The 15276-nt window shown below is 65.6% G+C and carries 10 protein-coding genes; 3 read left to right on the plus strand and 7 right to left on the minus strand.

The window, feature by feature from the left end; all coding sequences use genetic code 11:
- Positions 1-25: 25 nt before the first annotated feature.
- Positions 26-1141 (minus strand): hypothetical protein, encoded by a 1116-nt coding sequence (locus tag IPL79_00530; GenBank protein MBK9069485.1) that lies wholly within the window; start codon positions 1139-1141, stop codon positions 26-28.
- Complete coding sequence (locus tag IPL79_00535; protein MBK9069486.1) at positions 1138-2316, minus strand: hypothetical protein; 1179 nt, start codon at positions 2314-2316, stop codon at positions 1138-1140. Before IPL79_00535 ends, IPL79_00530 begins: the two co-directional genes overlap by 4 nt.
- A gap of 132 nt (positions 2317-2448) precedes the next feature.
- Here IPL79_00535 and IPL79_00540 point away from each other — a divergent pair, with 132 nt between their 5' ends.
- The gene (locus IPL79_00540) at positions 2449-4629 is read left to right on the plus strand and encodes a DEAD/DEAH box helicase (GenBank protein MBK9069487.1); all 2181 of its coding nucleotides are present in this window, start codon (positions 2449-2451) and stop codon (positions 4627-4629) included.
- 7 nt (positions 4630-4636) lie between these two features.
- Here the strand turns inward: IPL79_00540 and glpD are convergent, their stop codons facing one another.
- Together glpD and IPL79_00550 are read right to left on the minus strand one after the other, a co-directional pair.
- Positions 4637-6280: a glycerol-3-phosphate dehydrogenase gene (gene glpD, locus IPL79_00545; GenBank protein ID MBK9069488.1), complete on the minus strand. Its 1644-nt coding sequence runs from the start codon at positions 6278-6280 to the stop codon at positions 4637-4639.
- Between the two features lie 10 nt (positions 6281-6290).
- Positions 6291-7712 (minus strand): hypothetical protein, encoded by a 1422-nt coding sequence (locus IPL79_00550; GenBank protein ID MBK9069489.1) that lies wholly within the window; start codon positions 7710-7712, stop codon positions 6291-6293.
- 31 nt (positions 7713-7743) lie between these two features.
- Here IPL79_00550 and IPL79_00555 point away from each other — a divergent pair, with 31 nt between their 5' ends.
- Together IPL79_00555 and IPL79_00560 are read left to right on the plus strand one after the other, a co-directional pair.
- Complete coding sequence (locus IPL79_00555) at positions 7744-8583, plus strand: hypothetical protein (GenBank protein MBK9069490.1); 840 nt, start codon at positions 7744-7746, stop codon at positions 8581-8583.
- Positions 8580-10313 carry a glycosyltransferase family 39 protein gene (locus tag IPL79_00560; GenBank protein ID MBK9069491.1) on the plus strand — a complete coding sequence of 578 codons (1734 nt, stop codon included), beginning with the start codon at positions 8580-8582 and terminating at the stop codon, positions 10311-10313. Before IPL79_00555 ends, IPL79_00560 begins: the two co-directional genes overlap by 4 nt.
- Here the strand turns inward: IPL79_00560 and IPL79_00565 are convergent.
- The 3 genes from IPL79_00565 to IPL79_00575 are packed head-to-tail and all read right to left on the minus strand — an operon-like array spanning position 10282 to position 15193.
- Positions 10282-12486, minus strand: a complete 2205-nt coding sequence (locus IPL79_00565; GenBank protein MBK9069492.1) for a hypothetical protein — start codon at positions 12484-12486, stop codon at positions 10282-10284. The two genes, IPL79_00560 and IPL79_00565, sit on opposite strands and share 32 nt — an antisense overlap.
- The gene (locus tag IPL79_00570; GenBank protein ID MBK9069493.1) at positions 12483-14630 is read right to left on the minus strand and encodes a sulfatase-like hydrolase/transferase; all 2148 of its coding nucleotides are present in this window, start codon (positions 14628-14630) and stop codon (positions 12483-12485) included. Before IPL79_00570 ends, IPL79_00565 begins: the two co-directional genes overlap by 4 nt.
- Before the next feature lie 26 nt (positions 14631-14656).
- The gene (locus tag IPL79_00575) at positions 14657-15193 is read right to left on the minus strand and encodes a hypothetical protein (protein MBK9069494.1); all 537 of its coding nucleotides are present in this window, start codon (positions 15191-15193) and stop codon (positions 14657-14659) included.
- Between the last annotated feature and the right edge of the window lie 83 nt (positions 15194-15276).

Below are 15276 nucleotides of genomic sequence, written 5' to 3' on the forward strand. Positions count from 1 at the left end.
CGCTGCGAAATACATTTCTTCGCGTTTACGGTGGCGATTTTTTCGTCGCGGTGTTTGAATCATCCTTGCTTGCGGCTGTACCGGGGGGTGCGGCTGGCGGCGGGCCGGGGGGACCGCCGCTCTGCTTGCTTTTCGAGACGCTCACCGTCGTACGCAAGGTACCGTCATCGCGCGCAACGGTTTCCTCCCATTGATGGAACTGACCAGGCGGCAGCTGCCGCTGGTGGCGTTCCATGGCTAGGCTTGCCGCCGATATCGTCGGCCATGGCCAGGCCTTGTCGACGGTCAGCGTGGCGGTGATTTTTCGAAACGAGCCGACGAGCTCCGCAACCACGCCGGGGGGCAAGTCGACGGCGTAGAGCCGCTGCTTCTGGGCATTGCGCTCGGAGGTGACCTCAAACGTCCAGGTGGTATCGGTCAGGTTCGTGAGCGTATAGGCCGCGGTCTGCGTCATCACGATCGTGCCAAGGCGCAACGTGGTGATAACCTCCCACTTTGCCCCCTTGCCGACCGGCACATCAGGCAATGGCACGACATACGCCAGCCACCGCTGCTTAACCTCGTCGATCGCGAATTGAGTCGCCGGGCTGCTGGAAAGCTTGTCGTGATCAAATGAAACATTGGAGAGGTAGCCGCGTTGGTCGATGGCGGCGGTGAAGGTCTTGCCCTGCAGCGCGGTCTTCCACGCCGATATGGTTGGATCGATGCGCGCCTCTGCACCCGCTTGTCGTGCCTTCGCGGTCACGCCGAACGGGACGCCGATGACCACGGCCTGATCGCCCGACTTGGTGAGCGACCACACCCAGTTTTCAGTAAACGTTAGGTCAACCGGCTTGGTCCACTTGCCCTCGGTCGTATAGGTCTTGGAGCTCAACACAAGCTCGGTGTTGGTTTCGTAGTCGGCGTCGTTTAGGGCGTAGCGGAGCATCGTCCGTGGCTCGGCGCCGGGGACGAGCACGTTGAACCGCCGCTCGATGGGCAGGGTCTTGGGCGTCGCGGGCGCGCTGGAGACGCCGGCGTCGGGGCCGGCATCGTTCGCGGGGGCCGGCTGGTTTGAGTCCTTGCACGCCGCGCTGGCGGTTGCGCATGCGGCGATCGCGACGACCACCCGAGAACGATAAGCAAGCCAAGGCGTTTTCACTTGGACATGGTACGGAATTGGCAGTCAAAGTCCAGTCGGTGCCGCTTCCTAGGGGCGCAGGGGGCAAAGCGCTGTGCCACGGGGACGTCCTTGTTCCAGCCTTGGAGCTCGGCCTCCACATATTGATGCGCCGAACCCGCGGGCAAGCGCTTTGCGATGAAGCGCATAATGACGCCGCGTACGCGCACGGCGGCCATAATCAGCGCGGGGTCGGTCACGAGCGGGGACGCGGCGGCATCGCGCCAGAGGTGATATATAACCTCGCGCTTTTGCGCCGGCGAGAGATCGCGACGCGACCACAATGCATACAGATGGCCTTGCATGAGCTTGTCGGCGGACGCCGCAAGCTCTTGCAGATGCGCCTGCCGCTGCGCGGCGCGGGCCTCGCGGGTGTCGTTGGCATAGACGAGCTTCTTGGCATAATACAAGTCATAGCCGCCAAGCTCGGCGACGATTTCAGTGAGGTCGAGCTTGCCGACAATCGCGGGGATCGGAATGAATACGCCCTCGTCGATCTCGACCCAAATGATAGTTGGCTCGCCGTTAATTGGCGCCTTGTTGCGCATCGCCAGTCGTCCGTCGGCGCTGGTGGTGACCTCGACATCGCCGATATCGCGCGTCCCTGCGCCTTCATTGGCATAGGCCGAGGTGCGCTCGCGCGGGCCAATGCTAAGTGGCGCCATGTCGCGGCTCCAGGCATTGGGATCGCGCTCGCCCGGTTGCCCGACGCCAATTGCCGCCGCGGCGCCGAGGCGCGACGACAGCACGCGCGGACCAAGCCCGAATGACAAGCGACCCGGACCGCTGGTGGTCGTGCCCTGCGCTGGCACCACGGGCGGCTCGGTCGCGGGCGTCGGAGAGGTCTCCGCCGCGGGTGGTCGTGGGCGGCTGCTCGACCGCGCGATGCGAGCGTCACGCGGACCTACGGGTTGAGGGCGCGCGCCCGGCTGCGGGGCGGTTAGCACGATGAACTCGACGGTGGTTGGCGTCGGCTGCTTGAGGCGAGGTGGCCGCGGCGTGGCGGGCCGTGGCATCCACGTCGCGGGGATGGCGAGGTTGGGCGGTCGCGCCGGTTGGCTTTTTGCCCTCGGCTCCACCATGGTCGCGGCAACGATCGCGATCGCCGTGACGTTTACGATCACCGAGACGCCATATGCTCCGACCGACGATTTCACTGCGAATGTCCGACTTCTATGAACTCTGACCTCAAGTGTGCCACAAAGGTTGTCCTGCCGGCGGGCAAAGCGAAGGGCTAAACCCCGGCCGCGCGCCTGGTGACGGCGCGGTGGGGCGGCTATAACGAGCGCATGGCTGCCAAGGACGCTGGCGAGATGGAACTGGCGTTCTACGAGCAGTTCTTTTGGGCCAAGGGCCTAGAGCCCTATCCCATCCAGGAGCAGGCGCTATCGCGCATCTTTGCCGGCGAAAACGTCATGGTGTCGGTGCCGACGGGCACCGGCAAGACCATCCTCGGCAAGGCGGCGATCTACGCGGCGCTGCAGCGCGGCCAGCGCGCGGTCTACACCTCGCCGCTACGGGCGCTAACCGAGGAAAAATATCGCGAGTTCTGCGAGGATTTCGGCGCGCGCAACGTCGGCTTTGCCACCGGCGATTACAAGGTCAATCGCAAGGCGCCGGTTCAGGTCGAGGTCGCCGAGATTCTATGGAACCGCATCTTTTCCGACCGCAGCACGCGCCCCGCGGACGTCGTGGTGATGGACGAGGCGCACTATTTTAATGACCCCGAGCGCGGCTATGTGTGGGAGCAATCGCTCATCGGCCTCGACCCCGCGACGCAAATCGTCTTGCTCTCGGCAACGGTCGGTCGGCCGGAAAAATTTTGCCACTGGGTCGAGCTGACGCGGCGGGCGCCGCTGCATCTCATCGAGTCGCGCGAGCGCAAGATTCCGCTGGAGCACCAGTTTCTTGAGGAGCCGGTGCTCGACGTGGTCAAGGAGCTGGCCCACCGCGGCGACGTGCCGGCGATTATTTTTGTGTTTGGCCGCGAGCAGTGCTTTGACCTCGCACGCCTGCTCAAGAGCTGCCGACGCTTTACCACCGATGAAGAAAAAGCCGCCATCGAGGCGCGCTGCGACGACGTCCTCATGCAGCACGGCGCAGCCAAGGAGCTGCGACCGCTGCTGGTCCACGGCATCGGTCTGCACCACGCCGGCATCTTGCCGCGCTACAAGCAGCTCGTCGAAGAGCTTACGTTGGCTCGCCTGGTGAAGTTCGTGGTGTCGACGGAGACCATCGCCGCGGGCATCAACCTGCCGGCGAAGGTGGTCGTGTTTCCATCGCTTCGCAAGTTCATCAAGAAGGAGGCGCGCTTTGTTACGCCTGCCGAGTTTCACCAGATGTCGGGCCGCGCGGGACGACCGCAATTTGACGACAAGGGGCTCGCCATTGCCTTGGCGCCCGAAGAGGTAACCACCGAGCTGCGGCGAGAGCAGAAAAACGCCAAGAAGGGCGGCTTTGGCATCGAGGAGGAGAAGCTGCGGCGCAGCGTGTATGGGCGCCTGCGCGTCGAGGCGCAAAAGCGCGGCGATGTGCTTTGGACACCCGAGGTGCATGCCGAGCTGGTAAGTGGCGAACCCGCGATGTTGGCATCGCGCACGAAGATCTCCGCCGAGCAAGTGCTCGCCATTGGCCTGCCCGATCTCGCGGCGGCTCCGTTACCCGGGCAGGCGGCGGTCGAACCATCGCCGGAGGTGGTCGCGGCGGCGGCGGCGCAGGCGCTCGTCACGAAGTCGCTGCCGCCGTCGCTTCGCCTCGATATCGTCACCGTCATCGACAACCTCTTGCTCGATGACCGCGCCAAGCGCGAGCAACACAAGATGCTGGCGCAGCTCGTCGCCAACATGCGGGCGATTGAAGTGATCGATGAGCACGGCCACCAGGTGCGCGGGCGCATGATCCGCGAGCTGCAGGGCATGGACGCGCTGTTTATCTATTTTGCGCTGTGGCAGGAAGACCTAAGCTACGAGGGCATGCGCGAGCTGGTCGAGTATCTCGTCGATCACGACGCCATCCAGCGCCTGCTCGATCGCAAGGGCGAAGACAAAAAGCGCGAGTGGATTCGCGAAAAACTGCGCGACCTGCGCAACGCCAACGGCCTGGCGGCGTGGGAAGACGCCGAGGCCTTGTATGACGCCGAGTTTCCGCGGCCGCTCACCCGCGCGGAGGTGTTGTTTGGTCAATTTACGGCCGTGGTGCCGCACCCCGAGCTGCACGGCGGCAAGAAGCCCAAGAACGTGTGGGCGCAGCTCGAGGACGAGGGCACCACGTTCATGCGATTTTGCGAAAAGCACGATCTGCAGCACGAAGAAGGCAACTTGTTTTCCTATCTCATTCGCGTCATGAATACGGCGCGCAAGTTATTTGAGGCCTCCCACGTGCCGGGGTTTGAGGTGCTCGCCGAGCGCGTGCGCGATTGCCTGGCACGCGTCGACGTGCGGCTCGATCCCAAGCACGCGCACTACGCGTAATTTGGCCCTAGCCGCGGAAACGGCGACTCTCGGCAACCACCTGCTCATACGCGGCGAGCTGCGCCGCTTTTACCTCGGCGCTCCATGACAAGACCGTACCGAGCATGTCGGCGACGCGCGGCGCGACGTCGAGGCCTTGCGCAAGCCCGACGAGCATGAGCGGCATGCGCCGCGCGAGGACGTCTTCGACGGTCTTGGCGTGTTCGTGGGCGATCGCGAACGCCACCTCGGCCCAGACATAAGGCAGGTCGGGATTGAGACGCACGCCAAGCTGTGGTTGCGCGGTGATGAGGTCGGCGACAAGGGCGGCGCGGGCGCCGTAAACGCCGCACAAGTGGGTGGCGGTGTCGGTATCGAGCTTGTGCGTGCGGGTCAGCTCATGGCCAATGGCCGCCACGGCGTCGAGGGTGGGCTCCTCGAGCCCCTGACCACCGGGCAGGGGGCGATGCTTGGTCTTGACCATGTCGATGGTACGGCCCTTCATCGCGGGGTCGTGCGATCGCAGCCACTTCACGGCGGCATCAACGACCTGCTTGGCCATGCGGCGATATGTCGTGAGCTTGCCGCCAGCGACGAGGACGATGCCCTCGTCGCGCACGAAGATTTCGTGTTCGCGTGACACCGCCGAAGCGCTCGCGGTCTCAGCTTGCGCGATCAGCGGGCGCAGGCCAGCCCAGGTCGAGATGACATCGGATGGCGAGATATCCGCGGTGGGGAAATACGCGTTGGCGCTCTTGCACAGGTATTCGATGTCGGCGGCCTCGGCGTGGACGTGGTCCGGATCGCCCGCAAAATCGGTGTCGGTGGTGCCGAGCACGATGCGCTCGTTCCACGGAATGGCGAACATGACGCGGCCGTCGATCGAGGAGATCAGCGTGATCGCACGCGCGAGCGGCAACTTGTGGCGCGGCACTACGATATGCACGCCCTTGGTGCGTCGCAGCAGGTTGCGGCCAAAGGGAATGCCCAGCCGCTGTGCGACTTCATCCGTCCATGCGCCCGCCGCGACGATAACCGCGCGCGCGAGCACGTGCCGCTCGCGGCCGGTGGTGTGGTCGTGGACCACGACGCCGGTGACGCGGCCGCTGGGCTGACGCAGGAATTTTATCACGCTGGCGTAGTTGTGGCAGTGGGCACCCAGCGCCTCGGCGTCGAGGATATTTTCCAGCGTCAGGCGCGCGTCGTCGGTAGCGCAGTCGTAGTACTCAATCACGCCTTGCATGCCCTCGCCGCCTAGCAACGGCTCGAGCGTCAGCGCGCGCTTGGCGCCGCGATGGGTGCGGTGCATGCGCGGGGCGCGAAACAGCGCCAGCGAATCGTAGATCCATAGGCCAATGTTCATGAGCTCAAGCCCTGGCTTGGTGTCGGCATAGATCGGCACCAAGAATGGCAAGGGGCGCACGAGATGTGGCGCCATCTTGGTTTGCAATAAGCGTTCGCTGACCGACTCAAACACCAAACCCAACTCGCCGTGTTGCAGGTAGCGCAGCCCGCCGTGCACCAGCTTGGAAGATTTGGACGACGTGCCGCTCGCGTAGTCACCTTTTTCAAAGAGCGCGACGGCAAGGCCACGCAGCGCGGCGTCGCGCGCCACGCCCGCGCCCGTGATGCCGCCGCCCAACACAATCAAGTCATAAATGGGTTCGGACATTCGTTGGCCGTTAGTTGGCAATGATCACGGGATAGGCATTGGTCTTGTAGAATTGTGGGTAGCGGTCAAAGGTTATAGCGCCGAAAATATTAATGGCAATCGCAAGCACGACGGCGGCGCGAAACCACCGCGAACGCGCGACGCCCCCGAGCGCCAAAATTCCAAGCAGCAGCACCATATAGTCGAGGCTGAAGCGGTAACCGAACTGGACCCAGCCGCTGTTTTGGTAGAACAGCGCAGGCAGGGCGACGGCGGCGGCGCTAATCGCCAGCGATCGCCGCAGCGCGCGGCTAATTGGAATTACCACCGCGTCGCGAGCGGAAGGAAAAATCATGGTTTGATCCGTTGGGGCGCTGGTGGCGTGCGCACCTCCGGCGAGCAGCCACAATAAAAATGGCGACGTCACCCAAAGCGCCATGCCGTGGCCGGAGACGGCAATCCACGGCGCCTGGCCGAGCCAATGCGGCAAGAGCGTGAGCGCGACGCTGAGATTGCGGCTGAGGTATTCATACGCAAACAGCCCATGCTGCTCGATCTGAAGCTGTTGGCGCACGTCGAGATAGCTATGACCGAATTCGGTAAACGAGCCAAAGCGCGCATGATTGTGCCACATCGCCGCGGCGGCAAACGCGACGGCTGGGAGGACAAATTGCACCAAGAGCCAGGCGCGGCGGCGCCCTGAGCCGGCTACTCGCCACACCTCGAGCAAAAATAACGGCATCATGAAGACCATCGGCGTGCGCGTCAGCACCGCGGCGCCAAAGGCCAGGCCGGCGAAAAACGGCGCACGCGCGCCGAGCGAGGCGGTGGCGTAAAGCAGACACAGCAAGACGCCGGTCACGTGCGCCGTGTACCAAACCTTGCCCCCGACAGAGGCGTAGAGCAACACCGAGCCTAAGACGAGCGCCAGCGTCAGCCACACGTCGTCGGCATGGGCCTTGGCCGGCACCGCGTCGCCGTGGATTTCCCGGCGCAGGCGGCGCAAGAAGAGCAGACACAGGGGCGCGATCATGGCGGCGAGTACGACGGTGGTCGCGACGTCGTTGCCATCTCGTCCGGAGGTGGCCGCGACCGGCAACATCAGCAACGTGGGGAAGGGAGGAAACGACATGTAGATTGCCTCGCGGCCCCACTGCGCGATCTCGGCAATCGGCATGGTCTCGCCGGTGGTGGCGCGAAACATGTCGGGCTGCGTTGTGAGGCGTCGGCCCCAACGCGTCTCGCCCGAGGCGAGGGTCACTTGCGTGAGCTTGGCCCAGTCTTGATCTTGCAGCGGGGGCGCAATCTCGAGCGAGCCATGTAGCCACGCATCGGCTTGATAAACAAATTGTGGAGCCGCCGAGCCACGCGTTAGGCGCTCGCCGGCAAGCGCCGCGAAGATGGCGAGGCCGAGGGCAAACGGGAGCAGGTAGTGGCTGGCGAAAAAACGCAAGTGGGCCGGCAAATGATAGCATGGGCCCGCCATGGCCACGCAAGCCGCTCCAGCGTCTCGATGGCAGCGCGCGGCGCCTTGGCTTGGGGTGGGTATGCTTAGCTTGGCCGCCCTTATCAGCGTGTGGCGGTTGCAGCATGCGGCGCCACCGGCAAACGCCGATTGGCGTGTGGTCGCGGCCGCCGTCGCCGCGCAGTGGCAACCCGGGGACGTCGTGGTTGCGGCGCCGTCATGGACGTCGCCGATCGCGCGGCGCTTTATCGCTGCCATGGGCGATGTCGATGCGGCAACCAAGATGGACTTGGCGGCGGTGTCGCGCGCGTTCGTGGTCACGCCTACGCGCGATCGTCACCTGGCGCGGCCCTTGCTCTTGGCGAGTGGGTTTACCGCGGGCTCGCCGGCGCATACGCAGACCATCGGCGCGCTGACGTTAGCGCGCTTTGAACAGCAGCCCGTGGCGGTGATCGACAACTTGCTGGCGCACCAAGCGAGCACAATTGCGGAGGTCGGCGAGGTGGCACACGCCGGCTATGCGCCCAAGCGGTGCGTACAGCTCGTGCCGCCGCCCGGCGGCCAAAGCGAGATCTTGGTCGACATGACCTTAGGCACGACGCTGGTTGGATACGTTGGGCTTGCCGATGTGTTCACACGCCGCAACGTGCGGACGGAGGGCCACCTGCGCATCGAACAAGTGGCCGCCGATGGCGCGCGCATCGTGCTCGCGCAGCAAGTCGTCGGCGTAGACGATGGGTGGGTGCGCTTTGCGGCAACGACAAAGCCCGGCATGGCGCGGCTGGCGTTTGTCGCGAGCTCGCCCGCGCGCGATGGCCGCGACCGGCGGCTATGTTTTGCCGCAGAGGCGCGGCCGTGACCTCACCGCCATTTGTAAATGCATCCGCGGCTCCGCCACGCCGCCGCGTGGCCTTGGCGGCGTTGGTGTTCGTCGCGGCGACAACGCTGACGATGTGGTGGCAAGCTTCGGTCGGCATCGCCCGCGACGAGGCGGTGTATATGCATGCCGGCGACCGCTATGCGCGCTGGTGGGGGCGGTGGCTCACAGGCGATGGTGGTGGCGACAAGGCGGCGATTGCGGCGGCCTGGGGTGGCCCGCGCGACACCGACAATAACCGCGAGCATCCGCCGCTCATTAAGACGCTGATGGGCGCCAGCCACGCGATCGCCGTCAACGGGTTTGGCGCGCGCGGCACCGCCGAGCTCGCGAGCTATCGCGTGATAGGCGCGCTATTTATGGGTTTGCTCGCCTTAGTCTGCTTTGTATGGGCGTCGCAATTATGGGGCGTGGCCGCCGGCGCATGGGCAAGCCTCTTTGTGATGTGCATGCCGCGTGTGCTGGGCTATGCGTCCGTGGCGTGCTTTGACGTCCCCATCGCCACGCTGTGGCTGGCCTGCACGTATGCCTATTGGCGCGCGCAGACGTCGCGGCGATGGTGCGTCGCGCTCGCGCTCGTGCTGGGCGCTGCGCTCGCGACCAAGCACAACGCGCTCATCTTGCCGTGGGTGTTTGGCCTGCATTCGCTCATCGTTACGTGGCGACAAGGGAGGGCTAGCCACGGCAGCAGGTGGCGCGCGCTGCGTGCGCGTTGGCCGATCGTGGTCGCGATGGCCTGTGCGCCGCTGGTCTTGCTGCTGCTTTGGCCGTGGTTGTGGCTGGCGCCCGTTGACCACACGGTGGCGTGGCTGCGATTTCACCTAACCCATGTGCACTACAATTATGAGTATCTCGGCACCAACTACAACGCGCCGCCCTTTCCGTGGCATGTGCCGCTAGTGACGACCGCGCTCACGGTGCCCTTGGTCACCCTGGTGGCGGCGGTCCTCGGCGGCGTGTCGCTGTGGGTACATCGAGCGCGAGCGCGCCTGCCCGGCGAGGCGGCGCAGGACCCCACGCACGGCGCCGTGTCGCTACTAATCATCTCTGGTAGCCTGGCGCTGGCGCCGTTTATGCTCGGCTCGACGCCGATTTTTGGCGCCGAAAAACATTGGCTGGCGGCGCTCGCGGTCATCGCGATGGTGGCGGGCGTCGGCGCGGCGCGGGCCATGGCCGCGCTGGCTGAGCGGCGAGGCGGAACGCTTGCGCGCGCGTGCTGCGGCTTGCTCATCGCGGTCGCCTTGGGGCAGGAACTCCATGCCGGCCATCGCGGCGGCCTTGCGCATTACAACGCGCTCGCGGGGGGCGCGAGTGGTGGCGCAGACCTCGGGATGAATCGCCAGTATTGGGGGCTCTCGGCGCGGCAGGCCTTGCCAGCCCTCGCGGGGCTTGCGGCCCCAGCCGGCGCTGGCGCGTCACTCAAAATCTATACGCACGATGCCGCGCCCGCGTGGGCATTTTATCGCCGCTTTGGCATGGTGCCGGGCTCGTGGCAAGACAGCGGCGCCGAGTTGCGCGGTATCGAGGCCGCCGATCTCGCGCTGGTGATTCATGAAAAACATTTTGCGCGCCACGAGGCGATGATCTGGCAGGCCTATCAGACCGCGGCGCCGGCCCAGGTGATCACCGCTGCCGGCGTGCCGGTGGTGTCGATCTATGTCAATCCGCAGGGGCGCGCCGCTACGGGGACAGCCGCACGTCATCGAGATTGAGATGGCCCCAACCACCCGGGTCGTCATCGATAGCGACCAAGGTTGCGAGCTGCCCGCGATACGCCGCCACGTCCCACGCAACGCGCTCCATCGCCTCGCTGCTCGTGCGCGGACTCGCCGTTAGCACCACGCGATCATTGACGCGCAGCTCGACGCGCAGGCGCGTGGAATTTGCGCCGCCGCCGAGCAGAAAACTGAGGCTCGAGCCGTCGAGCACGAAGCCTCGCAGCCACAGCTTGCCGGCGCTCTGATCGCCTTGATGCATGCTAGAGGCAAACCGGCGGCCCTCGTACCCCACCACGAGGCTTTGTCCGGAAACCGGACGATCAACAGGTCGCAGCCCAAAGGCGGTGCCCTCGGCGACCCAGCCGCCCCACGCAGGTGCCTCGAAATCGCCGAGCACGATGGTGCCAGGCGGGGGCAGGGGCGACGACCCTATGGGGAGCCAAATGCTGGTCGGGACAACCTTGGCACCAGAGCGCAGCCGCGGCCCCGCCTGCTCGCGCGCCAACAACCGCACCGGCTTGTAGTGCGCACGCAGCAGCTCCGACGTCGCGGCGTCGATGTGCACGTCGCGATCGTCGAGCACCAAGGCGCCAAAGCCACGCGCCCGCACCGCCTCCGCCAGCGCCGCGATTTGGCGTGGCGACTTACCTTTGCGCCGCGACGTCACGTCGATGATGCCCATGCGATGCGCCCATGGCTGTTTGCCCGCGAGCTTGCCGTACCAAGGATGAGAAGGCACCCACACCTCGCCCGGCAGGCTGGCGATCTCGTTGATCAGCGCCGCGCCCGCCGCGCGATCGTGCGCCGAAGGGGCGAGGTCGCGTGTGGGACGGTGCTCGCTCGCCAGCGCGCCACAAAGCAGCGTCGTCGCGCCGACTAGGAGCAACCGCGCGCGCCAGGTATGCGCGCTCTGCAGCGCCGCGATGATCAGCGCGCCGCACGCAATCGCGCCGTGCAGCAGCGCGGGCATATAGGCGTTAAAATGCGCATACTGCGTGCCCCAGCCAATCGCGCCCACCACCAACGAGGCGCCGTAAATCGTCGCCCAGCGCCAAAACAGGCGCACCCCGAGCTCGGCGTGGCGGGTCATGACGAGGTTGCCTGCGAGGATCGTCAGCAGCGCGGTGAGCAAGAGGCCGCGCACGTCTATCAGCGCCACACCGACGTTGGCGACAAGCGCTAGCACCAGCCACCACAAGGCGGCGCGCCGCGCGCGCGATGCGACATGGATCAGCGCCCACAACACGCCCCCCGCGAGCGCTAGCGAGATAGGCCACACGGCGAGCACCTGATTGGGAAATGATTGCCAAACGCGCGCCCAGCTAAACTCGTGTTGTTGGTGCAGCTCAAACACGTAGGTCCAGAACCAACCGCTCGACGCGCCATTTAGCACCCAGCTAAAGCCAAGCCCAAGCCCAGCCGCAATCGGGATCATGATCCACATCCGGCGCGGCGACGTCACCAGCATCAGGCCCCCGAGCACCAAGACGTAGATCACCCCGGTTTGCTTGCAGAAAAACGATAGGGCCAGCAGCGCCGTGACGGCGACCAGGCGCATCGGCAACGGCGACTCTTCGGGTTCCCGCACGTAGACAAAGCAGCTAACCGTCACCATGCATAGAAATAGGCTATCGGCGCGCGCGAGATCGAACCAGCCATCGACGAAGCGGTACCCCGCCGCATAGCCGGCAGCGGTCACCAGCGCGGCCACCCACAGCTCCGGACGCCACGAGGTTGCCTTGAGCGTCTGGGTCGCGGGCGAGCCGGCCTGCGACGCGAGCAAGGGGATGCCTTCGCGCCACAGGCGAAAACGCCGAAAGTGCACCCAGGTGCCGATCAGCGTCGCTAGCAACGCGGCGATGGAAACCCCACGCGCCAGGCCATAGGTGATGCCTGCGACCGAGCCGAGCAGCGCGATGATTGCCGGGTACAATGGCGTATAGAGAAATGGAATGAACGATACCGACGGCGCGACATATACGCCTTGACCGGTCGCGATGCGTGAGGCGTGATGCAGCGTGCCGCCCTCCATCCACTCGAGGTCATATGGGTAGCTGGCGCGCAGCGCGATGGTGGTGCCGACGTCGATGAGCACCCAAAGCGCAAAGCCTGCCGCGACCGTCCAAAGCAGGCGTTCGAGATGCTTTGGCCAAGGGGTGCCGTTCACGGCAGCAGCTCCACGCGCGCGACCTTGGCGCGATTTTCTTTGACTACGATGGGTGAGCTCTGTTGCGGGCTCGCCTTGGCGGCGATCGTCAGTCTGTGTTCGCCACGCCACGCGCCAACCCACAGCTCATACGAACCAAGCGGCGCATCGGCAGGAATCGCCAGCGTCGATCGATAGCGAATATATTGTCCGGCACGCCACCACGCAAACGGCCGCGCGGGCTCGTGATCTCCAACCAGGCGCCGATGCTGAGGGCCCTGCGCGTGCACGAATAACTTGTAGCCGGCGGGTGGCGCGCCGTGGGCCGCAAACGTCCATGTAAGTTCGATGATGTCGCCTCGGCGCGCGACCTTGGGCACCTGCAGGTCGAGCAACTCGATGTGTTCGCCGAGCCAAAGCGACAAGCCGCGCTCGCTCGGGGGTGCGGGCAGCAACGCCGCAGCCGCGCCTTCGGGCACTTGCGATCGGTCAACGAATTGCGCCAATGCCGCGCGCTCATCGGCGCAGGCGCCTGGCTGGCCGCTTAAATCGCGCGTTTCGTTCGGATCGATCTCGACGTCGTAGACCTGCCAGCTGGCGATTGGCGACATGGTGTAGATGACGTGGCACCTCGCCGAGGCAACCCCGCGCACCTCGTTGTTGTTTTCATAGGAGAGCTCTTGGAACACCAAGGCAGGTGCGGCCGCGGCGCGGGGCCGCAACGCGCTCTGGCCCATGAGGTTGCCTAGGAGCGCCGAGTCTCGCAGATCGAGTAGGTCAGCCACGGTGGCGGCGATATCGATGTGTCCCGTCGGCTGGGGCTCGACGCGCGCGGGCAGGCCGGGCACAAACATCAGCAGCGGCACGCGCGTCTGCGCGGCATAAAGATGATAGCCGTGAAAGGCGACGTCGTGTTCGCCAAAACCCTCGCCATGATCGCCCGTCACGATGATCGCGGTGCGCTCGCGCAGGCCAAGCGAATCGAGCGTTGCCAGCAGGCGCCCAAGCTGGAGGTCGGTGAAAAAAATCTCTTGGTCGTAGCGGCCTTGCTCGCCGGGCCACGCCGGCGCCTCGCGATGCGCCTCGTACTCGTAGTGCGGATCGTAGTAGTGCACCCACAAAAAAAACGGCGCGGCGGTGCGTGCGCTGACAAACTCAATCGCCTTGTCGGTTTGCTCGCGCGACGAGCTGCCGCGCGTATGCGCCGGTCCTTGGCCTGGCACGCCGTGGTGCAGGCGACGATTGTCGTTGTCGTAGACCGCAAAGCCTTGGTTCATACGTCGCTTGGGATCAAAGTAGTCGTAGTTCAAGATCGCGCCGGTCTCGCGCCCTGCGGCCTGCGCCAGCTCTCCAAGCGTAATGGCCTGCGGCAGCAAGCCGGGCCAGCCAGGGGCGCTCGTGTCGTAGCGCGCCGAGAGTGGCAGGCGTCCGGTGAGGATGGCGGGGATCGAGTAACGCGTTGAGGGCGCGTGCGCCCACGCATTGGCAAAGCGCGTGCCGCGCGCGGCGAGCGCGTCGAGATTCGGCGTCGTGACGCGCTCGTAACCATAGGCGCTGAGTCGATCGGCGCGCAGCGTATCGATCGTGATCACGATGATATTTAGATCGGTGGGTAACGGCGCGCGCGGCGCCTCGGAAAATTGCGTCGCGGCGGTTGGGGCCGCAGCCTGGTCCAGGCGCAGATCGCCGCCAAGGCAATTTTGGTCGATGCCGTCGTCGGGGATATCCGCCGCGCCGGGATGAATGTCGCGATTAAGATCATCGCAGTCCCCGCCGCCAAACCAAGCGGCGTGGCCATCGCGGTCCAGATCGATCGCGCGGCCCAGGAACGCCGCGATGCCGCCGCCCAGCCCGGTGTATCCCGCGGCCTTGCTCACGCCGGCATGATTGCCCAGCCAAAGCGCGAGCAATGATGCGGTGATGAGCAGCACCCAGGTTGTGATGGCGCGCGGACGCGAACGGCGCCGCCACCACATCGCAGCGGCGGTCGCGATTACGAGGCTTGTCGCGACAACGATCGCCCGCAAGGGCATCGCCGCGGCGGTCTCCGGCGCGCGCGCTACCAACCAACTAATGGCGGCGGTACTCAGCGCAAGCTTGACGACGAAAGCGAACCACCACGTGCTCGAGAACTCGTGCACGTCGCGCGCGCGCCGCAGCAGCACATGCAAGACGGTCGCGACCCGCGCCGTCAGCAGCGCCGTCGCGGCGAGTGTGATCGTGATGACGCCAGCACCCCCAGCATGGCGATAAGCACCACGAGGTCGTGGCGCTTGCGACCCTCGAGCGCCAGGCTGCCAAAATGAAAGACGACGTAGCCCGCGCTCGCAAACGCGATCAGTGCGACCAATGTCGCGGCCAGAGGCCACAGCGCGGCGGGTTGCCCTGTTTGGCGCGCCTGGTGGTGATGGCGCGCGATCGCGGCAAAGGCCATTGCTACGGGATTTGTTTCGCCGGCAATTAAGGCAACGCCTCGCCACGCCAACGCGCCGCCCAGGGCTAACCAGCCACAGGCGGCCGCGTACGCGCAGGTGACGTACCCGACGAATGGTACGAGCTGGGCGCCGTGCACAAATTCGCGGGCGGCGCCGAGCCGCAACAGCGCGTCGGCTAGTCCGATTAGACCTCCGGCGAGCAAGCCCGCCTGCATCGCGACAAGCGCGAGCGGCCATGCGCGCCCGCCAGCGTCGGACGACGCGTCGCGCCCAGCGGGAGGTGGCACGGCCATACCGCGACAGTAGACCCAATCTTCGCGGCAATGGAAAGGCGCGTGGTGCGCTTCCGGGGCGCCGCGCGTCGGCCGGCGCATCC

Source organism: Myxococcales bacterium, from assembly GCA_016716835.1.
In the GTDB taxonomy this organism is placed as follows: domain Bacteria; phylum Myxococcota_A; class Polyangia; order Haliangiales; family Haliangiaceae; genus JADJUW01.